We start from the raw sequence: 21,953 nt of genomic DNA on the forward strand, positions 1-21,953 counted from the left end.
GTGCATCCTCGGGAAGTTCAATATGGTTTTCAGCAAATGTATCACAATGTTGAGTTTGAAGAGTAGACGTACACGTAAGTTCGTTTCGAGAGTTTAACTTTCGATATTAAGAACCCTCCATACCGCCTCAACAAGCGGCTGGAGGTTCTTTTTATTTGTTTGAAAGAATCAATTTCATAACACCTTCATGAGTTATGAAATTGATTCGAATAAGATAAAATATAACACCATCAAGGAGAGAGACATGAAACTGGTATCTTGGAACGTAAATGGGCTTAGAGCTTGTGTGAAAAAAGGGTTTATGGATTATTTTCATCAAATGGATGCGGATATTTTCTGTCTACAAGAAACAAAACTGCAAGAAGGACAGATTGAACTGGAGCTCGGGGAAGAGTATCAGGATTACTGGAGTTACGCCGAGAAAAAAGGATATTCGGGAACTGCGATATTTACTCGTATTAAACCTTTGTCCGTTCAGTATGGAATGAGTGAAGAAGACCCGGACGTGGAAGGCCGAATGATCACTTTAGAATTTGAGTCTTTCTATCTGGTGAACGTGTATACACCGAATGCTCGGAGAGATCTATCGAGACTAGCTATGCGGCTGGAGTGGGAAGAACAATTTCGAGAGTATATTACGGGCCTGGATCAGAAAAAACCTGTGGTGATTTGTGGAGACCTGAATGTCGCGCACCAAGAAATAGATATCAAGAATGCGAAGAGTAATCGGGGCAATTCCGGATTTACAGATGAGGAACGAGAGAAAATGACGAGACTGCTGGAATCCGGATTTGTAGATACATTCCGTTATTTTTATCCTGATCAGACAGATGTATATAGCTGGTGGTCTTATATGGCAAAGGTTCGAGAGCGAAATATCGGCTGGCGTATTGATTATTTTCTAGCATCAGAGAGAATTGCTCCCCAATTAATAGACGCATCGATCGATAGTCAAGTTCTCGGAAGTGATCATTGTCCGATCGTGCTTGAAATAGATATAACTAAATAAAATGGATTAATGCAATTTTGTTTGGTTTTGTTAGGTTAGGTATGTCATGCTTTTTATCAAAATAACTATTTTTGTTATGGAATTTTACGAAAACCTATTTCCAATTTGAACTGATAGCGTTATCATAGGGGATGGAAATGAACGTATATATCAGGTAATTGGAGAGGGGAAGTAAGCCGTGAGCCAACCGTTTCAACAGGGAGAGACCGTTCTTTTTATAGGAGACAGCATTACTGATTGTGGTCGAGATTACAGTAACAATTGGAGCCTTGGCAGTGGATATGCTCTGCTGACAGCAGCTGAAGTTGGGAAACAATATCCTGAGCTAAATATGAGGTTTTTAAATCGGGGTATTAACGGCAACCGAATTACGGATCTGCAGCAACGATGGGAAGAGGACTGTATCGCTCATCAGCCTGATTGGGTGTCGATCTATATCGGTATTAATGACACTTGGCGTTATTATGATCAAGGTGAATTTACTTCACCCGAAGATTTCTATCGTACATATCGTGATCTGATTGTTCAAACCAAGGAAAAAACAAATGCAAAACTGGTCCTCATCGAACCATTTGTTCTTCCTGTTCCGGCAGGGCAGAGAGAATGGAGAGCAGACCTTGATCCAAAAATCCATGCGATTCGCCAGTTAGCTCGTGAATTTAAAACATATTATATTCCTCTAGATGGTTTATTTGCTTCAAAAAGCACGCAACTCGATCCGGCTTTCTGGGCCGAAGATGGAGTACACCCAACAGCGGCAGGCCATGCACTGATTAGTAAAGCATGGCTCGATGCAGTTCAATCCTAATATAGGGAAGACACAAAACTTTTATCAATAAAAGAAAAACTACCTCTGCAAGCATCCATTAAGGATGAGAGCTAAAGGTAGTTTTTTTATTTTACAATCAAATCAATTTCATAATACCAACATCAACCCATTATACAAGCACTTTACGGAATTCTTCGGTGAGAAGCGGTACTACTTCAAATAAATCGCCAACAATACCATAGTCTGCGACTTTAAAAATCGGTGCTTCTGGATCTTTATTAATGGCAATAATGACTTTGGATTGACTCATGCCCGCCAAATGCTGGATTGCTCCGCTTATGCCGCAGGCGATATAGATCTCAGGAGTAACGACTTTACCGGTCTGACCGATTTGAAGGGAATAATCACAGTATCCTGCATCACAAGCTCCACGGGAAGCGCCGACAGCGCCTCCTAGTAAATCGGCAAGTTCTTCGAGCGGTTTGAATCCTTCTTCACTCTTGACACCGCGGCCTCCAGAGATCACTACTTTGGCTTCCGTCAGATCTATTTTTCCTGTAGCTTTGCTCACGACATCTTTAATCACGGTACGCAGGGAAGGAGCAGGATAAGCGATATCCACTACACTTGATGGAGCAGCAGTCTCACTTAATTCAGCAGGTTTAATATTATTTGGACGAATGGTAACGACAGCAGGAGTGGATTCGAATACACGTTTCTCAAATGCTTTCCCTGCATAAAGGGGCCGGGTGAAAATCGTTTCCCCGTCTTCATTATCAATCGCGGTTACGTCAGAAATTTGACCTGCTTGTAAATAGGCTGCTACTTGCGGAGCAAGATCCCGTCCAATGGCGGTATGACCAAAAAGTACGATATCTGGTTTCATTTGATCCAATGCAGCCTTAATTGCAGCAAAGTAAGCATCGGGATTATAGTGCGTAAGGTCTGCATGTTCCATGGCGACAACCTGATCTGCTCCGTAAGGAAGAATCGCAGATACCGCTTCTGTAATTAGAGATCCAGCAACAAAAGCGCAGATGGTATCCCCTTCCTTCGCAATGATCTGAGCTGCACCTAACGTCTCCTTAGCAACTTGACGTAACTTACCTTCACGGCTTTCAGCGTAAATGAATATCGTTTTGCTCATTAGCTTAACCTCCCGGGCAATATAGAATAAATTAAGCAGGGGATCATGGTTCACAAAAAAATTGCATGTAGGACATTCTACTTGCCATACAGTTATAAAAACATCACAATTGAAAACGCATTCAAAAGTTAAATCACTTTAGACTTCGTTCGCAGTAAGGAAACAAGTTCGGATACCGCTTCGGCAGGTTCACCTTTTAGAATTTGCCCAGCACTTCGTTCTGGGGGGAGCGTGAGTTCGGTTTGTTTTGTCGCTGGCTTCACTTCATCCTCCGTAAGGTCCAGATCTTCAAGTGTATAGGTTTTGAATGGTTTTTTCTTCGCTTTCATAATGCCGGGCAGGGAAGGATAGCGGGGTTCATTTAGTCCTTGTTGAGCGGTGAATAGGGCTGGTAAGGGGAGGGTAAGTATTTCAAGATCTCCCTCAGCGTCACGGTGAACTTCCGCGGTCGTACCGTTTATCGTAAGTTTAGTGATGGAAGCGGTATGGGGGATATTGAGCAGCTTTGCAAGCCGAATCGCCACTTGGCCTGATCCGCGATCGACTGAGAAATTACCGCCAAGAATGAGGTCCGGATTTTCTTTGGATAGATAGGTATATAGAACTTTGGAGACAGCATACTCATCATTCGGAATTCGATCATCCGAGATGAGGACTGCTTCATCGGCACCCATTGCAAGGCCAGTGCGCAGCGCTTCTGCGGTTCGACTGGGACCGAGGGATACAAGGGTTACGCTGCCGCCAAGCTCATCACGAAGTTTAACGGCTTCCTCCACTGCATATTCATCATAAGGGTTAATGACAAACTTGACTCCATCTTCCATAATCGTACCTTGCTTCACTACGATTTTTTCCTCTGTATCAAATGTTTGTTTCATGAGCACTACAATTTTCATCGTTTACGCTCTCCCTTCAAAATGAATGCTTGTGAGTTTTTTATATGTGAATCGTAGAGATGTAGAACCTCTCTACTTGGAAACGCCGTGAATAAAAAACTGAAGTGTTTCATCCACTTGATCACGTAAGGAGTACTTTTGACCAGATAAAAGCCAAGAAGTAACGACCTCGTCCATGGAACCGAAAATTAAATTTCGCACAAGTTTCACATTGAGGTTCGCCCGAAACTGTCCATTGTCGATCCCTTGTTGAACAATATTCTCGATAAGCTCGATGTAAGGTTTCAGCGTAATCCCTATTTCTTTTCGCAGTTCTAGCTCACTTTGCCGCATTTCAATCTGAGTCACATAAGCAAGCTCTGGATTACTCTCAAGTTCCGTGTAATGAATGGTGCATATTATTCGCAGCGCTTCACATGCATCATTCGTTTCAGCTACGCTTTCATGAAACTTATTTACCAGTTCTCCAAGCTTCTCTTGGAACAGATGAATGAGTATGTCCTCCTTTCTTTTGAAATACAAATAAATCGTTCCATCCGCTACGCCGGCTGCCTTGGCAATCTTGGAAACTTGCGAACGGTGATAGCCGTTTTCAGCAAATACCTTGAGAGCGCCCTGAAGAATCAAATCATATTTTTCTGTTTTTTTACTTGTCATATCGTCACCTCGATGTTAGACTACAATTAAATTTATGAATGAATACTCATTCAGTTTCTTTTCATCATCATAGAATACGTTCTTATCCTTGTCAACGACGGGTTAACAAATCCTAAATATGCAGCAGTTACATCTACTTTACACAGAAATAGAGACGTTCATCATTCACGTTATTTGACGATTTCCATGTTGTGTTACAGTCAAACGGAGTATGGAAGTCTCTTTTTTACACACTAGATGAAAGCGCTTCATACACAAGTTTCCCTGATCTTGGCTTGGTGAGAAATAAAGAAGGGAGTGACACACGGTAGTAAGACGGTAAAGAGAAGGATTCAAGATAAAGAATGAAGATACAAGGGGCTGATGAGGATGATCTTGCAAATCGGAAATGCGCTGCTCTTTTTCCTCGTTACCGGTCTAGCGGTATATCTGTTCCTAAGAGTCGTGTATCATCGGTATCTGTATATTCGCTTAGGAAAGCCGGCTGACCTCAGGCGAGATGTGAACGAACGATTACGCACCTTTGCCGTTCAGGTATTTGGTCAAACGAAACTATTTAAAGATCCAAGAAGCGGCATTATGCACTTTATTGTCTTTTACGGTTTTATTATTTTGCAGTTTGGCGCACTGGATATTATCTGGAAAGGCCTAAGTGGTCATCGGCTTCCGATTCCAGGTTATGAAGGATTTATTCTCATGCAAGAGGTTACGGTAGTTCTCATTCTTCTGGCAATCGCATACGCGGCATACCGCAGATATGGGGAGAAGCTGGACCGATTAAAACGTGGGTTTAAACCTAGTATTGTCGTCATCTTTATTACAACGCTTATGATATCTGTGCTATTTACCATGGCATTCGAGAGAGTAAGAGAAGGCGTGGCATCATCTTCAATAGCTCCGATCTCATCAAGTCTTGCGGCTGCTGTAAGCTGGATGCCTGACATGGCAATAAACGCACTATACTACGTATGTTGGTGGCTGCATCTCATAATCTTGCTATCATTCCTGCTATATGTTCCTCAATCAAAACACTTACATCTCATAACAGCCCCTATCAATATTTTATTTCGCAGAACAAATGCCCCAGGGAAATTAACCACATTAGACCTCGAAGATGAAGAAGCTGAATCCTACGGTATAGGTAAAATAGAAGATTTTACTCAGAAACAAATGCTTGATTTCTATGCATGCGTTGAATGTGGACGCTGTACGAATGTATGTCCTGCAACAAGCACAGGAAAGATGCTGTCTCCAATGCACATGATCGTGAAACTGAGGGATCATTTGACGGAAAAAGGAGCCCTACTCACTTCAAAATCCCCTTGGGTACCCGCTGGCGTATTTGGATACTCGGGAGTTTATTCCATGAGCAGTACAGATCATGAACTCGCGCAGTGGAAGGGAGAAGGTATCACTGATATTCGTCCTACGATGGCAGCTCAGAAGAAAGCATGGCATCAGGTGGAAGGTGTGAATGTCAAGGATGTTCAGCTTATTGGCGGAGTGATGACAGAAGAAGAAATATGGGCTTGTACAACTTGCCGTAATTGCGAAGATCAGTGCCCAGTCTCCAATGAACACGTAGACAAGATTGTTGATCTGCGCAGACATCTTGTTCTTATGGAAGGCAGTGTGCCGCAAGAAGGACAAAGAGCGATGCAGAACATTGAACGTCAAGGTAACCCATGGGGCATCAGCCGGGCTGAACGCAGTAAATGGGTGAAGGAAATCGATCCGGAAGATACGCTTCATCTTGAGATCCTGACCGTGAAAGAGAATCCGGCCTTCGAATATTTATTTTTTGTAGGTTCGATGGGTTCCTATGATAATCGGAGCCGAAAAATAACACGCGCGTTTGTCCGCTTAATGAATGAAGCGGGCGTGAACTTCGCCATTTTGGGTAACGAAGAAAAAAATTCAGGCGACACACCGCGCCGGATGGGTAACGAATTCCTATTCCAGCAACTCTGTGCAGAGAATATTGAGATTTTTAAAAAATATGGTGTCGATAAAATCGTCACCGCTTGCCCGCACACCTTCAACATTTTTAAGAATGAATACCCTGATTTTGGACTAAAGGCAGAAGTGCTGCACCACACGCAGCTGCTAGACCAGCTTATAAAAGAAGGAAAACTCTCACCTAAACATATGGTTAACGAACAAATTACGTATCATGATTCCTGCTATCTTGGTCGTTACAATGATGTTTATGATCAGCCGCGTGATGTGCTAAGGGCTATCCCAGGGGTAACGCTGCTTGAGATGGAGCGAACTCGTGAAAACGGAATGTGCTGCGGTGCCGGCGGCGGGCAGATGTGGATGGAAGAGGATGAAGGAAAACGGGTAAATCTAGCCCGAACGGAGCAAGCCCTTGCGGTATCACCGACGATGATTAGTTCCGCTTGTCCTTACTGCCTGACGATGCTAGAAGATGGTACGAAGCTGCAAGAAGTAGAAGAGCAAGTGAAAACTCGGGATATTGCAGAGATTTTGGAAGCGTCTGTATTTGGAAGGAAAGAAACCCACGAACAGGAGGTCGTAGTTAAATGAATAAAACGTTAGCAAAAGATACGGCTCACAAAACTGCTTCTAGGACGATTTCAAAAGCCGCCGTTATCGGGTCCGGTGTCATGGGGTCGGGTATTGCAGCCCATCTGGCCAATGCAGGCATTCCTTGTTTATTGCTTGATGTTGTTCCAAAATCGCTAAGTCCAGAGGATGAAAAAGCAGGGTTAAGCCTTGCGGATCCTAAGTTTAGAAATAAACTGGCGGCAAAAGCAATTGCAGCTCTTCCTAAATCCAGTTCGGCTCCGCTTTATGCGGCAGATTTTGTAGAGCGAATTACACCGGGGAATATAGAAGATCATTTCCATCTACTGAAAGATGTGGACTGGATTATTGAAGTGGTGACGGAAAAGCTCGACATAAAGAAATCGATTCTAAAACAGATTGAAGGAGTGGTAAAAGAAGGAACGATCGTAAGTACCAACACTTCGGGAATCTCGGTGAATGCGATGGTAGAGGACTGCAGCGAAAATTTCCGCAGGAATTTTATTGGAACTCATTTCTTTAACCCTCCCAGACATATGAAGCTGCTCGAGATCATTCCTGGATTTGATACCGATCCGCAGATCACAGCATTTATGGCGGACTTCTGTTCAAGAAGGCTTGGCAAAGGGGTCGTGCTTGCAAAAGATACGCCAAATTTTATATCTAACCGAATTGGCACGTATGGTCTGCTCGTTACTTTACATGAAATGAAAGAGAACAACTATACCGTAGAAGAAGTGGATGCAGCTACGGGGCCTGTCCTCGGCAGGCCGAAAAGCGCGACCTTCCGCACCCTGGATCTTGTCGGAATCGATACGTTTGTCCATGTTGCTCAGAATGTATTTGGCAGCGTTCCAAACGGACCTGAGAAAGACATTTTCGCTGTACCTGATGTCCTAAATGAATTGGTAGCAAAAGGTTGGATTGGAGAAAAGGGCGGCCAAGGTTTCTATAAGAAAGTGAAAGGGGAGCAAGGCAGCAAAATACTCTCACTTGATCTGTCCACAATGGACTATAATCCAAGCGCAAAAATTAGATCTGCTTCCATCGAAGCTGCAAAAGCGGTAAAAGGTTCAAAGAAGAAAATAAAAGCATTCCTTGCCACCCATGACCGTTATTCGGAACTCGCTTGGAATGTGCTTAAACAAGTACTGATCTATTCTGCTGAAAAATTAGGAGAAATCGCGGATTCCATTGAAGATATCGATAATGCAATGAAATGGGGTTTTAACTGGGAGCTTGGACCATTTGAAACTTGGGATCTGATTGGATTACCCGAATCCGTACAGCGGATGGAAGCAGAAGGTCTTGTCGTACCAACTTGGGTCAAAGAATGGATCGCCGCGGGTAACAAGTCTTTCTATGAGCAAAAAGACGGAGCTATACTTCACTTCTATAAAGGAGCTTACAAAGAAGTCGAAACACAGCCAGAACGGATCTCGCTTCAAAGCTTGAAGGCACAGAACAAGATCATTCGCCAAAACTCGGGTGCGAATCTGATTGATCTTGGAGATGACGTCGCTTGTCTAGAGTTCACTTCGCCGAACAATGCCATTGGTGCAGATATTCTAGTCATGATCCAGCAAAGTGCCGAGGAAGTGAGAAATAATTATCGCGGACTTGTTATTGCGAATGAAGGACGTAACTTCTGTGTGGGCGCAAATCTCATGCTCATGCTGATGGAAGCCCAAAGCGGGGACTGGGATGAAGTGGATGATATCATCCGTTTATTCCAGGGCAGTATGATGAAATTAAAAGGTCTTGAAAAACCGGTAGTGGCAGCACCCCACCGAATGACACTAGGCGGCGGTGTGGAGGCTTGCCTTCCAGCAGATCGCATTATTTTCTCCGCAGAATCTTACTTTGGATTGGTCGAGACAGGTGTAGGACTCATTCCTGCGGGAGGCGGTTGTAAAGAACTAGCACTTATGACAAGTGACCGTTATCCAAATCCTGATTCAGATCTTCAGCCTGAGTTAAACCGTATTTTTGAAATGATCGCCATGGCAAAAACATCAACGAGTGGTCATGAAGCGCTGCGTATGTATGGTCGCAGTCATGACAGTGTCGTTATGAATCAAGATTTCCGTATATACGAAGCAAAACAAGCGGTGCTTGAAATGGAGCGGGCAGGTTACCAGCCAAAAATACCTGCTAAAGCAAGAGTAGCGGGAAGAGATGGCCGCGCGGTACTGCAAGTGGGAGCACTTGGATTAAAAAACAGCGGGTACATTAGTGATCATGATTATTTGATTGCAAAAAAACTAGCACACATTCTGACAGGAGGAGATGTGGCGCAAGGAACCGTTGTCAGTGAACAATATTTGCTTGATCTGGAACGGGAAGCTTTCCTCAGTTTACTTGGAGAAGTGAAAACACAGCAGCGTATGCAGCACATGTTGTCCAAAGGTAAACCGCTACGTAACTGAATCAATTTCATCATTTTAATGAGTTATGAAATTGATTCAACTAGTCTTTTAATCCAAAAAGATGAGGTGAAAATCATGAGAGAAGCCGTGATTGTATCGCTGGCTCGGACTGCGAGCGGGAAAGCGAAGAAGGGGAGTCTCGCGCAGACGAGAGTAGAAGATCTAGGGAAAGCGGTACTTGAAGCCGTTATTGACCGTGCACCCGGACTGCAAAAAGAAGATGTAGACGATATCATTCTTGGTTGTGCGATGCCAGAGGGTGAGCAAGGTTTAAATGTAGCAAGGATTATTTCGCTATATGCAGGGTACCCAGTTACGGTTCCTGCGCTGACGGTCAATCGCTTCTGTTCATCTGGCTTACAAGCCATTTCTTTTGCAGCAGAGCGTATTATGCTTGGGCACGCAGATGTCATCATTGCTGGCGGTGTGGAAAGCATGAGTCACGTACCCATGACTGGATTCAAACCTGCTCCTCATCACCGGATTGTGGAAGATATGCCGGAAGTGTACATGGGTATGGGGCATACGGCAGAAGAGGTTGCACGAAGATTCGGTGTGGATCGTGAAGCGCAGGATGCCTTTGCCGTAGGAAGTCATCGCAAAGCAGCAGCAGCGATTGCTTCCGGTAGATTCCGAGAAGAAATCGTACCTGTCACTGTAGCCGCTACTTCAGTAGACGAACAGGGAAGATTGCGCAGCCGTAGCTTCACTTTTGATACCGATGAAGGAGTACGAGAAGATACTTCAATGGAAGGACTCGGTCGTCTGAGACCTGCATTTTCCATCAAAGGTACGGTAACGGCAGGGAATGCTTCTCAGACCAGTGACGGAGCAGCGGCCGTTGCAGTGATGAGCCGTGAAAAAGCACAGGAACTTGGGCTTACACCGCTTGCTACTTTCCGTTCATTTGCCCTTGCCGGGGTAGAGCCGGAGGTGATGGGAGTAGGTCCCGTCGAAGCGATTCCCAAAGCACTTAAAATGGCAGGAATCGAAAAAGACGATGTAAATCTCTATGAAATTAATGAAGCTTTTGCATCACAATGCCTTCATATCATTCGAGCCTTGGAACTTGATGAGAACAAGGTGAATGTGAACGGAGGGGCAATTGCCCTAGGTCACCCTCTAGGTTGTACGGGTGCTAAACTTACGGTCAGCTTGATCTCCGAACTGGCGAGACGGGGAGGAGGCTACGGTGTAGTAAGTATGTGTATCGGCGGAGGGATGGGAGCCGCCGGGGTGTTTGAAGTCCACCCACAGAAACAGTTCAGTATGGGGTATTAAGTTATTGAAAGACATAACAGGTGCAGACACTGGATTAAACAAATTGCCGAGGAATGCAGATAAATCCTATCACTTGATTTCACGTATTTTCCTCTAATCTACTTGCGTTAGGGACGAAATCGCTCTGAAGAAGTAAGCTTTCCCTTTATGAATCTGAATTTCACCTTACCTAATATTATCCTCAATTTGAGATGCAGCAGCGATAGGGACCGAACTGTCTTAAGAGTACCGAACTGTCTCATGAGTTCTGAACCCAGCTCGCGTACCACTTTAATGGGCGAACAGCTAGCCCTTGGAAATCCAATTCAGCCCCAAGATGTGATGCAGATAAAGAGGATTAAGTTCGTGGCTGAAAGCAAGAATTGAAGTGGAACGAAGCGAAGCTGATTCTTACTCATACTCACACTAAGTAGTTCGCTTTACCCAAGGCAGTTTCAAGGGGAGAAACCTTGAAACTCGCCCCTGCCTACACCAAATATGTGTAGGAGCAGTATGTCTTGTAGGCGGTACCCAACCCTGCTTGCGTAGAAAGCGGAATCGTCCTGAAGAAGCGAAGCGCTCGCCTTTGAATCTGGATTTCAACCTTACCCCATTCCATCAAGAAATCCAGATTCAACAGCGATCGTAAGGTCGATCCGCATTCGAAGCACCACCCAATGATGCTCGCCCAACGCAGCCACCATCACCACACATCTATCATTTTTCATTTCTACAATCACTCCATTTATAATTCAACGATGCTAAACCGATCCTGATCCACCACAAATTCCCTCCTGAAAGGAGCTACCACCCATGACTGACAACCAAACCAAAGAGCCAAAAATCAAAGGCGGAAGTTTTATCATCGATAACGTAGATGTGAATCGCATCGTAACCCCCGAGGATTTTACCGAAGAACACCGCATGATTGGAGAAACGGTTCGTGATTTTATTGATGGCGAAGTCATTCCTAAAGATGAGGAACTTGAGAAACTAAATTATGACCTGACCGTAGAGCTGCTTCAAAAAGCGGGAGAGCTTGGACTTCTTGGAGCAGATGTTCCTGAGATGTTTGGAGGAATTGGTCTTGATAAAGTAAGCTCAACGATCATTACCGAGTATTTTTCCAAAAGTTCAGGGTTTGCCCTATCCTTTGGTGCTCATGTCGGAATCGGGACGCTGCCCATCGTTTACTTTGGTACAGCGGAGCAGAAACATAAATATTTACCCGACTTAGCAAGCGGAGCGAAAATTGCTGCATACTGTCTGACTGAGCCAACATCGGGTTCTGATGCTCTGGCTGCAAAGACAACAGCTCGTCTCACAGAGGACGGAGAGTACTATATTTTAAATGGATCAAAACTATATATCACGAATGCAGGATTTGCCGATATTTTCATTGTCTATGCGAAGGTGGAGGGAGAGCATTTCACTGCTTTTATAGTAGAGAAAGAGATGGAAGGATTTACGATCGGGCCGGAGGAAAAGAAAATGGGAATCAAAAGTTCCTCTACACGTCCGCTCTTTTTTGAAGATGTGAAAGTCCCCAAAGAAAATTTACTCGGAGAGATTGGAAAAGGTCACCGAATTGCTTTTAATATTCTTAACATCGGTCGGTATAAACTTGCGGCAGGTACCGTGGGTGCGTCGAAAGAATCGATAGAACTCAGTGCCAAGTATGCGAATACGCGCAAACAATTTGAAACCCCGATCTCGAGCTTCCCGCTCATACGTAAAAAACTGGCCGAAATGAATATTATTACATTTGTGATGGAAAGTATGGTGTACCGTACAGCGGGGCTGTTGGATGAAGCGCTCGCAGACATTGATTACAATCATCCTGATGCAGGTGTTCACTCAGCAAACGCAATTTCGGATTATGCCATTGAGTGCTCGATCAATAAGGTGTTTTCTTCAGAAGGTCTCGATTTTATTGCAGATGAAGGAGTCCAGATTCATGGAGGGTATGGATACATTCAGGAATATAAAATTGAACGAATCTACCGAGATTCCCGTATTAATCGAATATTTGAAGGAACGAATGAAATTAACCGCCTCCTTATACCCGGTACCTTAGTGAAAAAAGCGTTAAAAGGGGAAATTGCCCTTCTGCAAAAAGCACAAGGTCTACAAGGTGAACTGCTGCAAATGGTTCCGGCTCAGGAATATGAAGGGGTGCTCGGACAAGAGGAACACATTCTGGATATGGTGAAGAAAATATTCCTGCTCACAGGCGGCTTTGCAGTGCAGAGACTAGGTACCAGCCTAGAGAAAGAACAAGAGGCTTTGTCCAATCTAGCGGATATTTTAATTGATGTGTTTGCGCTGGAGAGTGCGCTGCTTCGTACAAAGAAACAACTAGCTCGCGTATCAGAAGAAAAAGCCATGAACATGGTGGAGATGACCAAAGTGTATGCTTATGAAGCGCTGCAAAGAGCGGAAGCTACCGCCAAGGAAACACTCACTTCTCTTGAATCCGGCGATATGCTCCGGATGCAGTTATCTGTGCTGAAAAAACTAACAAAATTAAGTCCAGTAGACAAGGTAGCACTGAAACGCAGCATTGCCGCTAGGGTGGTAACAAACGAACGTTATACCGTATAACTGCGCATCTTCTTTGCTAGATATAAAATGGTTTTGGATGAGGAGTAGGTCAGCAGGAAGCATTCCGAGAGGAAAGGATTGATATTCGATGAATGCAAAGCCCTGGCTTCCGTATTACCCGACCGAAGTGGCCCCTAGTTTCGATTATCCTAAACAGAATCTGGCGCAGTTTCTGATCAGCTCTGCTGGGCAGTATCCGAACCGGCCGGCCATGTATTTTATGGGAAAGACCATTCGTTATAAAAAGCTGCTAGAGTCTGCTTACCGTATGGCAAACGCGCTGAAAAGTAAAGGACTCAAGAAGGGGGATCGGGTGGCTATTATGCTACCCAATTGCCCGCAGGTTGTGATTGCATATTATGGAACCCTCCTTGCAGGGGGCATCGTTGTAATGACGAATCCGCTCTATGTAGAGCGGGAGCTGGCATATCAATTGCAGGATTCAGGAGCGAAGATCATGATTACCCTGGATCAATTTTATTCAAAAGTTCAGAATGTTGCAGAGGAAACGAGGCTTGAACATACCATCGTTACGGCTATACCAGATTACTTGCCTTTTTTTAAAAAAATATTGTATCCCTTCGTCGCTAAAAAACAAGGACCGCTGCCACAAATTGAATACAGCCGAACTGTCCATTCGTTTACCGCACTTCTTGCTTCAGCGGACGATGCACCTTGCTGTGAAAAGGTGAATGCAGATCATGACTTAGCATTATTACAGTACACCGGCGGGACGACTGGTGTCCCTAAAGGGGTCATGCTAACCCACACGAATCTCATTGCAAACACCATCCAATCCGCCAATTGGTGTTATCAAGTGGAGAATGGCAAAGAACGATATTTAGCTGTACTGCCTTGTTTTCATGTGTTTGGGCTTACTACACTTCTCAGCCAAGGGGTCTACCGTGCAGGGATGCTAATCCTCATACCTAAATTCGATCTGAATTCCCTTCTCAAAATCATCGATAAGAAAAAACCGACCCTTTTTCCAGGAGCACCCACGATGTATATTGCCCTTATTAATCATCCTAAGATCAAAGAGTACGACTTATCCTCGATTAATGCCTGTATCAGCGGCTCATCTGGGCTTCCGCTTGAAGTGCAAGATCGTTTTGAAGAGCTGACAAAAGGAAAATTAATCGAAGGTTACGGACTTACGGAAGCTTCGCCAGTAACGCATGTAAACCCGATATGGGGAAGAAGAAAGATAGGAACGATCGGGATTCCGGTTCCTGACACCGAAGCGAAAGTGGTGAATCCAGTTACAGGTGAAGACGTTCTGCCGGGGGAAGCAGGGGAACTCATTGTCAAAGGACCGCAGGTGATGAAAGGATATTGGAATAGGCCAGAGGATACCTTTGATACGATTCGAAACGGCTGGTTATTTACCGGTGACATGGCAACCATGGATGAGGAAGGCTATTTTTCGATTATTGACCGGAAAAAAGATATGATTATTGCGAGCGGTTTCAATATTTATCCGCGTGAAATTGAAGAAGTTCTTTACGAACATCCAGCCGTAAAAGAGGCTGTTGTAATAGGGATAAAAGACGCGTACCGCGGTGAAACAGTGAAAGCCTATATTGTCCTTAAGGATGGAAAGACGCCTGATCCAAAAGATATAGAAATGTTCTGTCGTTCCCAGCTTGCAGCTTATAAAGTGCCTAGACACTATGTATTCCGTGAATCACTTCCGAAGACCCTTGTAGGTAAAGTATTGCGCCGTAAATTACTTGAGGAAGAGGAAGAAACTCCGGCAGGTTGAAAGTTTTACGGCTACCCGGATAGAGAAGGAGGCTCTTTTTGATGGAGAGCATGGAAGGAAAGCAGTATATAGAGTCTTTGACGAAGGCGGCGGAACACACTTTTTGGGGATACCTTGGATGTGAACTTACAGCCATTCAAAAAGGTGAAGTGGTGGTTACGCTTGATACGAAGCCGCACCATCTGAATCTCATGGGAATTGTTCATGGGGGTGTACTTTCTTCGCTGATGGATAACGCAATGGGGATTGCGGTCATGGTACGGCGTCCCGGAGAAGCTTCAGTGACCAGTAACCTGAATGTGCATTTCGTTAAACCAGCGAAAAAAGGCCCACTTACCGTTACTGCAAAAATAGTTCATGAAACCGGCCGATCGCTAACGACCGAATCACGAGTGGTAGATCGTGACCATGAACTGGTTGCACTAAGTACGGGATCATTTCGGATTACAAAATAGATAGAAGCGTGAACCACGGCAAAGGAGATATTTCATTTTAGTTGACAGGACTGAGGCGAACCACCAAAGGTTCGTCTATTTTTATGACTTTAATCTTATATGATTATGTTTACATATATGCATATGGTTTAAGTAGATCGTATGGAAATGATGTGAATAACCGATAGACAGGAGGTAATACCAATGAGAAAAAGTAAATTCACTAAAGGGATTACCACCCTTGCAATCACCGCAGCAATGACGATGAGTGCAGCTTCAGCAGGAGCGGCTTCTTCTTCAACTAGTGATCTATTGGGAAGTAAGCCAGCAGGTTCTGACAAATTTCAGTTTAGTGATATTCAGTTTTTAACTGGAAATACAGGTCGTGTTGCCGGAAACGGGTTCATGATTGGTACTTCAGATTTCGGCAATGATTGGCAATCGATCTATACAGGTACATGGCAATTTACACAGCTGGATTTCATTAATAACACGACAGGATGGATGCTTGCCAAATCTGCGGTGAATGGTCCGAATGCTCTGCTCTATACCAAAGATGGAGGCACGACACTAACCAAAATCAAAACGGGATCGATGAATCTTGAACGGATCTCTTTTAAGAACGAAAACTTTGGTTTTGGTTACTCTCGGGCATTTACCTACAAAACAGCAGATGGTGGACAACACTGGACGAAAATAAAAACACCAGCGAATACAAGATATGCCGATTTCACAGATGAGCAGAATGGGTATGCGCTTGTCGTGGTTCCTGGGTACGGATACAAGATTCATAAAACAACAGATGGAGGCAAGAATTGGCGCTCTGTTTTATCCGTTCCTTCTGAAAGCATAAGCGGGGGTGAAATTGCGGTAGAAAGAAATCAAGTGTGGGCCCGACTTAACGGAGGAGCGGGGATGTCTCAACAATCGTATGCTCTGTACTCTTCGCAAAATGACGGAGAAAGCTGGACGAAAGTAATCAGCCAAAATACAGCAGGCGGAGGCAAAGCACCTGGGAATTCAGCAGGTATCGTAAATGAAGGACCCGCTTCTCCGGGCGGTCATCCTGGGAATATATCTATAGCACAAGGCATCGTTTACCTTGGGGGGTTCTCCCCAGCAGGTGAGAAGATTGGAGTAGGACGATCCGCTAACGGAGGCAAAACGTGGACTAACATGCCATCGATCACCGGATTCGAAAACGATATTGATTTTATTAATGGGAAAATAGGATGGATGGCGGATACCAGCTCAGAGGGAGCCATTTATCTTACCAAAGACGGAGGGAAAACCTGGACTTCGAAGCTGAAGATCAATAAGTAGCATTGATAAATAAACGTATTAAAATGAACTAAAAAAGAGCTTTTCTGCCTAAGCGTTATGGCGGAATCGCTCTTTTTTACTTGCGAATAGGAAATCACTAATTCTCAGAGTCCAAATAACGATACAGCGTCGATTTGCTGATTCCTGTTTCCTCGCGAATTTGGGCGAGACTATACTGATTGCTCTGATACATAACGATCGCTCTTTTCACATTATCATCCGCTTTACGAGGTCGTCCGGGGTGATTGCCTTTTTGTTTTGCTTCGTAAAGTCCTTTTTTCGTCTTCTCACTAATGACATCACTTTGAAAATCCACTAAATGTTTGACGATTTCAGGAAAAGGATATCCTTCGGATTTACTCGTATCAATGCCTTCAGCAAAAGAGCAGAGATGAGCTTGTTTCTCTTCCAGCTTTTGTAGTAGTTCTACGAGATGTCTGGTCGAATCGGCAAGCGCAAACAATTTGTATACAACGACGATATCGCCTTTGCTGAGTTCATTCATTAATTGTTCAAGTTCACTTCTTCTTTTAGCGGATGCATGTTCTTCTATAACTATTTTATCACAGGACAACGGATCTAAAGCACGAGTCTGCATGTTCAGATCCTTGTCATCCTGATAGGGTCTCATATATCCGATACGCATAGGTTTTTCTCCTAAACTATACTTTTACTCGTTATCATAACATACTTTGTAGTATCAAAAAGGTTCCATTTAGGAACGATTCGTGATACACTCATGGAAAAATACTACATGATTTATATCACAGTGAAAAGGTGTGGAGTTAAGTTGGTTGAACGGTTAAAACGTAACTGGTTTTTTAATGTACGGGCGGATATATTATCCGGTATGGTTGTAGCACTAGCGCTGATTCCAGAAGCTATTGCTTTTTCTTTGATTGCAGGTGTAAGTCCGATGGTTGGACTTTATGCATCGTTTTGTATCGCGATTATTATTTCGTTTGCAGGAGGAAGGCCGGCTATGATCTCAGCGGCAACAGGAGCCATGGCGCTCGTGCTCGCCCCGCTTGTAAGAGATCACGGGATTGAGTATATGATTGCGGCTACGATATTAACCGGTGTTATTCAGTTTCTGTTAGGTACCTTCAAGGTTGCTCGTCTAATGAAATTTATACCGAGAGCGGTTATGATCGGTTTTGTCAATTCCCTCGCTATTCTTATCTTTATGGCGCAGGTCCCTTATTTTTTAGGGAAATCAGTAATGACCTTTGTTTTTCTAGGGATTACATTACTGATTCTAATCTTCGTTCCAAGATATGTAAAAGTGGTCCCGGCTCCTCTGATTGCGATTGTTGTCCTTACGATTGTTTCTACTGTAGCGGGTGTACATCTTCAGACGGTAGGCGATATGGGCACAATTACGAAGACTCTTCCCAATTTATTGTTTCCTGATGTACCTCTGACGCTACATACGCTGCAGATCATTTTACCTTATTCCTTTGCACTGGCACTGGTAGGTTTACTAGAGTCACTGCTGACTTCTTCTATTATTGATGATATGACGGATACAGAAAGTGATAAAAACAGAGAAGCAAGAGGACAAGGCATCGCGAACTTCATCAACGGATTCTTTGGCGGTATGGCAGGGTGTGCGATGATCGGTCAATCGGTCATTAATGTGAAATCAGGAGGCAGAAGCAGGTTATCTACCCTCGTAGCTGGACTTTTCTTAATGTTCCTCATTCTCGTTCTTGGCGATTTTGTTGTCCTTATGCCCATGCCGGTATTAGCGGGAATTATGATCATGGTATGTGTGGGCACTTTTGACTGGACTTCCTTTCGTTATTTGGGAAAAGCTCCACGAGGAGATGCATTTGTCATGCTTATGACGGTGATCATCGTGGTAGCAACTCATGATTTATCTAAAGGTGTGATTGCAGGGGTCATACTGAGTTCCATCTTCTTTGTTGCCAAAGTTTCTAAACTTACCGTAACAAGTGAGAAGAAAGAGAATGAACAAGTGTTTTATGTCAAAGGACAGTTGTTCTTTGCTTCAACACAAAGTTTTGAAAAAGCGTTCGATACGTATGTTCAAGAACAGCATATCGTCATTGATTTTTCTGATTCGCACATTTGGGATGATTCGGCTGTGGGAGCGATTGATAAAATCAGACTTAAATATGCAGAGAATCATAATGAAGTTACCTTGATTGGCCTAAATGAATCCAGTCAGAAAATACTTCATCAGCTAGCTGTTATTCCTGAAAACACAGCGAACAGTGTAAGTTCGTAACCTGTAATTGGTTTATACATGTGCCGTCTGTTTAAATATTCATAATCTTAACCAAATCAAGTGATAAAAGAAGGATCGATATGAAAAAAACAAAGTACATTCCAGCGTTATTGATATTACTTATTGGATCTTTATTTCTAAATATGTTTCTCTATCAGTCACATAAAAATGAACAACATATATTTCAGACCAATCTCAATCAAAGAATAAGCAGTGAGCTTACTTTCTTTGCTTCTCAATTAGAAGAGGGGAAAATTCCGAATACTTCTCTTTTAAATTCGGCATCCATCATTGATACTTTATCGTATTACTCTGATATGAAAATAAGCTTCAATTTAGCATTTCTCATACAAGAGAAAATAGGAAATGATCAAACTATAAAAGATACAGATAAACTTAAAGAAAAGATTAGGAGTATACAAGAAGCTCCGGATCAAGAGAAAATAGTTGAACTGGGTATCCTTCTTAAACAATAAAATAAATAAAGGCCGATCTGTTTATATAAACAGACGGTTTTTTTATGTTCATTGTGATATTGATTTTTATATCGCTGCGATATATTATAATATAGGCTTATATCATCACGATATATTTGAACGGAAGTGTACTCCAAAATAAGAAAAGGAGGGTATGTATTTTGTATGAACTATTTGTTCTGGGAGAGTTAATGGATAGACCTATGCATGGATACCTACTTCATCATATCCTGTCCAGAATTATAGGTCCGGTAAGACAAGTTAGTTGGGGAGTGCTGTATCCGCTTATTCAAAGACTTGAAAAAGAGAAGTTCATTCAAATGTCAGGGAAAGATGGTAATAGGAAGGTTTATTGTATTACAGAAGCGGGTAAAGAGCAGTTTTTTCGATTAATGGACGAGAAAACATCGTATAATTCCGATGCAAAAGATTATTTTGATATCAAATTTGCAAATCTTCACCATGTTTCTAAGGAGCTGCAAGAACGGATCTATGAGGACTATCGTCAGTACTTGTGTTTTCTTCAAGAACATTGTGATCTTGGAATGAAAGTAGTTAAAAGAAATCCCATATTTACTGAGAAGGAACGCAAAAGCATTCAGAGGACGTTACTTCACCGGGCACATTTCATACGTTCAGAGATTTCTTGGCTTGAAGAGCAGCTAAGGGAACTACAGGACGAGGAAGAAAGTGAATAATAATCTTTTATGATTATTTCATATATACTTAACAGTTTTATAAATTGGAGATGAGAAAATGAAAAAGAATCGAGCTGCCTCGTTTGTAACCATTGGACTTTTGCTTGGAATTTTTGCTTCGGCTATTGACAACACCATTGTAGCTACAGCTATGGGTACCATTGTAGGTGATTTGGGTAACTACGACCAGTTTATTTGGGTTACTGCAGCTTATATGGTGGCGATGATGGCAGGTATGCCGATATACGGTAAACTGTCTGACATGTATGGAAGAAAGCGGTTTTTTCTATTTGGATTAACTGTGTTTATTATTGGTTCAGCCCTTTGCGGATTATCTCAGACGATGGGACAGCTTATCGCGTTTCGGGTCATCCAAGGGATTGGCGGCGGAGCACTGATGCCTATCGCATTTACCATAATCTTTGATTTGTTCCCTGTTGAAAAACGTGGAAAAATGACAGGGATGTTAGGTGCCGTGTTTGGATTATCAAGTGTGGTAGGTCCGCTATTAGGTGCGTTTTTGACGGATTCCTTAAGTTGGCACTGGATTTTCTATGTAAACCTTCCGATTGGTGCGTTATCGATCTTCTTCATAGCTAAATATTATAAAGAAACATTGGAACATCAGAAGCAGAAAATTGACTGGGCAGGGGCATTTACACTTGTTTTGGCAATCGTATGCCTTATGTTTGCACTGGAGCTTGGCGGTGGCAAATATGCATGGGATTCTGCTTTAATTATCTCCTTGCTTGTAATCGCAGCTGTATCTTTTATCATCTTCATATTTGTTGAGATCAAAGCAGAAGAACCGATTATTCCCTTCTGGATGTTTAAGAAACGTTTGTTTGCCACTTCACAAGCGCTTGCCTTTATCTATGGTGGAACATTTATCATTCTTTCGGTGTTCATTCCGATCTTTGTACAAGCTGTATACGGCGGTTCAGCAACGAACGCTGGGGTTGTACTGATGCCGATGGTCATCGGGACAGTAATCGGCAGTATGATCAGCGGGATTACACAGACAAAAATCCGTTTTCGTTCGCTGATGATTTTGTCTGTATTTAGTTTCCTGGCAGGTATGATTTTACTGTCAACGATGACACCTGAGACTTCAAGAATCATCTTAACGTTATACATGTTTATTGCTGGTTTTGGTGTTGGGTTCTCCTTTTCACTGTTGCCAACGGCTTCCATCAACAAACTTTCCCCGCGCTTCCGCGGAACGGCGAACTCGACGAATTCTTTCTTGCGTTCGTTCGGGATGACAGTAGGTCTTACCATCTTTGGTACGCTGCAGACACATACTTTCACTAGACGTCTAACAGAAGCTTTTGGCGGAGCGAGCAGCGGTTTTGCTGGAGATATGGACACGAGAGAAATCTTCACTCCCCAAGGTCGTGCACAAATTCCGCCTGAGGTTCTAAGTAAAATTACGCAAGCGATGTCGGATTCCATCACACATGTATTCCAGATCGCCATTATCCCGATTGCGATTGCTGTTGTTATCGTGTTCTTCATGGGATCGGAACGTGCACAGTCAAGTGAAGCGGAATTGAAAGAGTCAGTCTAATTATTAAGGATGTAAACTGAATATCTATTAAGACAAAGACCATGAGAAGATACTCCTCTCATGGTCTTTGTTTATAAATAATAGAATACTTCTGCGGGTCTAGCTAGAAAAC

General features: G+C 43.3%; 17 protein-coding genes and 1 other annotated feature. Of the genes, 13 read left to right on the plus strand and 4 right to left on the minus strand.

All coding sequences use genetic code 11. The annotated features are described in order from the left end of the window. Window positions 1-244 precede the first annotated feature (244 nt). Together KJS58_RS06420 and KJS58_RS06425 are read left to right on the plus strand one after the other, a co-directional pair. Window positions 245-1,009 carry an exodeoxyribonuclease III gene (locus KJS58_RS06420; protein WP_213531512.1) on the plus strand — a complete coding sequence of 255 codons (765 nt, stop codon included), beginning with the start codon at window positions 245-247 and terminating at the stop codon, window positions 1,007-1,009. A gap of 178 nt (window positions 1,010-1,187) precedes the next feature. Continuing rightward, window positions 1,188-1,817 (plus strand): SGNH/GDSL hydrolase family protein, encoded by a 630-nt coding sequence (locus tag KJS58_RS06425; RefSeq protein ID WP_213531514.1) that lies wholly within the window; start codon window positions 1,188-1,190, stop codon window positions 1,815-1,817. A 130-nt stretch (window positions 1,818-1,947) separates the two neighbouring features. On the opposite strand, the gene KJS58_RS06430 is transcribed toward KJS58_RS06425, so the two are convergent. From KJS58_RS06430 to KJS58_RS06440, 3 genes are all read right to left on the minus strand, one after another. Beyond that, complete coding sequence (locus KJS58_RS06430; RefSeq protein WP_213531516.1) at window positions 1,948-2,925, minus strand: electron transfer flavoprotein subunit alpha/FixB family protein; 978 nt, start codon at window positions 2,923-2,925, stop codon at window positions 1,948-1,950. A gap of 128 nt (window positions 2,926-3,053) precedes the next feature. Then, on the minus strand, window positions 3,054-3,821 hold the full coding sequence (locus KJS58_RS06435; protein ID WP_213531518.1) for an electron transfer flavoprotein subunit beta/FixA family protein: 768 nt from the start codon (window positions 3,819-3,821) through the stop codon (window positions 3,054-3,056). Window positions 3,822-3,893: 72 nt separating this feature from the next. Continuing rightward, the gene (locus tag KJS58_RS06440; RefSeq protein WP_213531520.1) at window positions 3,894-4,478 is read right to left on the minus strand and encodes a fatty acid metabolism transcriptional regulator FadR; all 585 of its coding nucleotides are present in this window, start codon (window positions 4,476-4,478) and stop codon (window positions 3,894-3,896) included. A gap of 369 nt (window positions 4,479-4,847) precedes the next feature. Between KJS58_RS06440 and KJS58_RS06445 the strand changes: the two genes are divergently transcribed. The 7 genes from KJS58_RS06445 to KJS58_RS06475 all read left to right on the plus strand — a co-directional run bounded on the left by KJS58_RS06445 (window position 4,848) and on the right by KJS58_RS06475 (window position 16,843). Then, a complete protein-coding gene (locus KJS58_RS06445) occupies window positions 4,848-7,028 on the plus strand; it encodes a (Fe-S)-binding protein (protein WP_213531522.1) in 2,181 nt (726 codons plus the stop codon). Continuing rightward, on the plus strand, window positions 7,025-9,457 hold the full coding sequence (locus KJS58_RS06450; RefSeq protein WP_213531524.1) for a 3-hydroxyacyl-CoA dehydrogenase/enoyl-CoA hydratase family protein: 2,433 nt from the start codon (window positions 7,025-7,027) through the stop codon (window positions 9,455-9,457). Before KJS58_RS06445 ends, KJS58_RS06450 begins: the two co-directional genes overlap by 4 nt. 75 nt (window positions 9,458-9,532) lie before the next feature. Then, window positions 9,533-10,738 carry an acetyl-CoA C-acyltransferase gene (locus tag KJS58_RS06455; protein WP_213531526.1) on the plus strand — a complete coding sequence of 402 codons (1,206 nt, stop codon included), beginning with the start codon at window positions 9,533-9,535 and terminating at the stop codon, window positions 10,736-10,738. A gap of 230 nt (window positions 10,739-10,968) precedes the next feature. Further along, window positions 10,969-11,074: a sequence feature (23S ribosomal RNA rRNA prediction is too short), on the minus strand. Window positions 11,075-11,530: 456 nt separating this feature from the next. Beyond that, the gene (locus KJS58_RS06460; RefSeq protein ID WP_213531528.1) at window positions 11,531-13,321 is read left to right on the plus strand and encodes an acyl-CoA dehydrogenase family protein; all 1,791 of its coding nucleotides are present in this window, start codon (window positions 11,531-11,533) and stop codon (window positions 13,319-13,321) included. Window positions 13,322-13,409: 88 nt separating this feature from the next. After that, window positions 13,410-15,086: a long-chain-fatty-acid--CoA ligase gene (locus KJS58_RS06465; protein ID WP_213531530.1), complete on the plus strand. Its 1,677-nt coding sequence runs from the start codon at window positions 13,410-13,412 to the stop codon at window positions 15,084-15,086. A gap of 41 nt (window positions 15,087-15,127) precedes the next feature. Further along, window positions 15,128-15,541 (plus strand): PaaI family thioesterase, encoded by a 414-nt coding sequence (locus tag KJS58_RS06470; protein ID WP_213531531.1) that lies wholly within the window; start codon window positions 15,128-15,130, stop codon window positions 15,539-15,541. A gap of 183 nt (window positions 15,542-15,724) precedes the next feature. Beyond that, window positions 15,725-16,843, plus strand: a complete 1,119-nt coding sequence (locus KJS58_RS06475; RefSeq protein ID WP_213531533.1) for a WD40/YVTN/BNR-like repeat-containing protein — start codon at window positions 15,725-15,727, stop codon at window positions 16,841-16,843. A 97-nt stretch (window positions 16,844-16,940) separates the two neighbouring features. Here the strand turns inward: KJS58_RS06475 and KJS58_RS06480 are convergent, their stop codons facing one another. Then, window positions 16,941-17,489 carry a recombinase family protein gene (locus KJS58_RS06480; RefSeq protein WP_213531535.1) on the minus strand — a complete coding sequence of 183 codons (549 nt, stop codon included), beginning with the start codon at window positions 17,487-17,489 and terminating at the stop codon, window positions 16,941-16,943. A 144-nt stretch (window positions 17,490-17,633) separates the two neighbouring features. Here KJS58_RS06480 and KJS58_RS06485 point away from each other — a divergent pair, with 144 nt between their 5' ends. The 4 genes from KJS58_RS06485 (at window position 17,634) to KJS58_RS06500 (ending at window position 21,841) form a co-directional block, all read left to right on the plus strand. Further along, window positions 17,634-19,097, plus strand: coding sequence for a SulP family inorganic anion transporter (locus KJS58_RS06485; protein ID WP_213531537.1), 1,464 nt, complete (start codon window positions 17,634-17,636; stop codon window positions 19,095-19,097). Between the two features lie 80 nt (window positions 19,098-19,177). After that, window positions 19,178-19,573: a hypothetical protein gene (locus KJS58_RS06490; RefSeq protein ID WP_213531539.1), complete on the plus strand. Its 396-nt coding sequence runs from the start codon at window positions 19,178-19,180 to the stop codon at window positions 19,571-19,573. A 161-nt stretch (window positions 19,574-19,734) separates the two neighbouring features. Continuing rightward, window positions 19,735-20,271, plus strand: coding sequence for a PadR family transcriptional regulator (locus tag KJS58_RS06495; protein WP_213531541.1), 537 nt, complete (start codon window positions 19,735-19,737; stop codon window positions 20,269-20,271). Window positions 20,272-20,329: 58 nt separating this feature from the next. After that, window positions 20,330-21,841 (plus strand): MDR family MFS transporter, encoded by a 1,512-nt coding sequence (locus KJS58_RS06500; RefSeq protein ID WP_213531542.1) that lies wholly within the window; start codon window positions 20,330-20,332, stop codon window positions 21,839-21,841. Window positions 21,842-21,953: the final 112 nt, after the last annotated feature.

This window comes from Paenibacillus sp. J45TS6 (genome assembly GCF_018403285.1).
Taxonomy (GTDB): Bacteria; Bacillota; Bacilli; order Paenibacillales; family Paenibacillaceae; genus Paenibacillus.

What these genes read in the sequence shown, in the direction of transcription:
- KJS58_RS06420 (WP_213531512.1), top strand. Translation starts at nt 245, where the DNA reads ATGAAACTGGTATCTTGGAACGTAAATGGGCTTAGAGCTTGTGTGAAA.
- KJS58_RS06430 (WP_213531516.1), bottom strand. Translation starts at nt 2,925, where the DNA reads ATGAGCAAAACGATATTCATTTACGCTGAAAGCCGTGAAGGTAAGTTA.
- KJS58_RS06435 (WP_213531518.1), bottom strand. Translation starts at nt 3,821, where the DNA reads ATGAAAATTGTAGTGCTCATGAAACAAACATTTGATACAGAGGAAAAA.
- KJS58_RS06440 (WP_213531520.1), bottom strand. Translation starts at nt 4,478, where the DNA reads ATGACAAGTAAAAAAACAGAAAAATATGATTTGATTCTTCAGGGCGCT.
- KJS58_RS06445 (WP_213531522.1), top strand. Translation starts at nt 4,848, where the DNA reads ATGATCTTGCAAATCGGAAATGCGCTGCTCTTTTTCCTCGTTACCGGT.
- KJS58_RS06450 (WP_213531524.1), top strand. Translation starts at nt 7,025, where the DNA reads ATGAATAAAACGTTAGCAAAAGATACGGCTCACAAAACTGCTTCTAGG.
- KJS58_RS06455 (WP_213531526.1), top strand. Translation starts at nt 9,533, where the DNA reads ATGAGAGAAGCCGTGATTGTATCGCTGGCTCGGACTGCGAGCGGGAAA.
- KJS58_RS06460 (WP_213531528.1), top strand. Translation starts at nt 11,531, where the DNA reads ATGACTGACAACCAAACCAAAGAGCCAAAAATCAAAGGCGGAAGTTTT.
- KJS58_RS06465 (WP_213531530.1), top strand. Translation starts at nt 13,410, where the DNA reads ATGAATGCAAAGCCCTGGCTTCCGTATTACCCGACCGAAGTGGCCCCT.
- KJS58_RS06470 (WP_213531531.1), top strand. Translation starts at nt 15,128, where the DNA reads ATGGAGAGCATGGAAGGAAAGCAGTATATAGAGTCTTTGACGAAGGCG.
- KJS58_RS06475 (WP_213531533.1), top strand. Translation starts at nt 15,725, where the DNA reads ATGAGAAAAAGTAAATTCACTAAAGGGATTACCACCCTTGCAATCACC.
- KJS58_RS06480 (WP_213531535.1), bottom strand. Translation starts at nt 17,489, where the DNA reads ATGCGTATCGGATATATGAGACCCTATCAGGATGACAAGGATCTGAAC.
- KJS58_RS06490 (WP_213531539.1), top strand. Translation starts at nt 19,178, where the DNA reads ATGAAAAAAACAAAGTACATTCCAGCGTTATTGATATTACTTATTGGA.
- KJS58_RS06500 (WP_213531542.1), top strand. Translation starts at nt 20,330, where the DNA reads ATGAAAAAGAATCGAGCTGCCTCGTTTGTAACCATTGGACTTTTGCTT.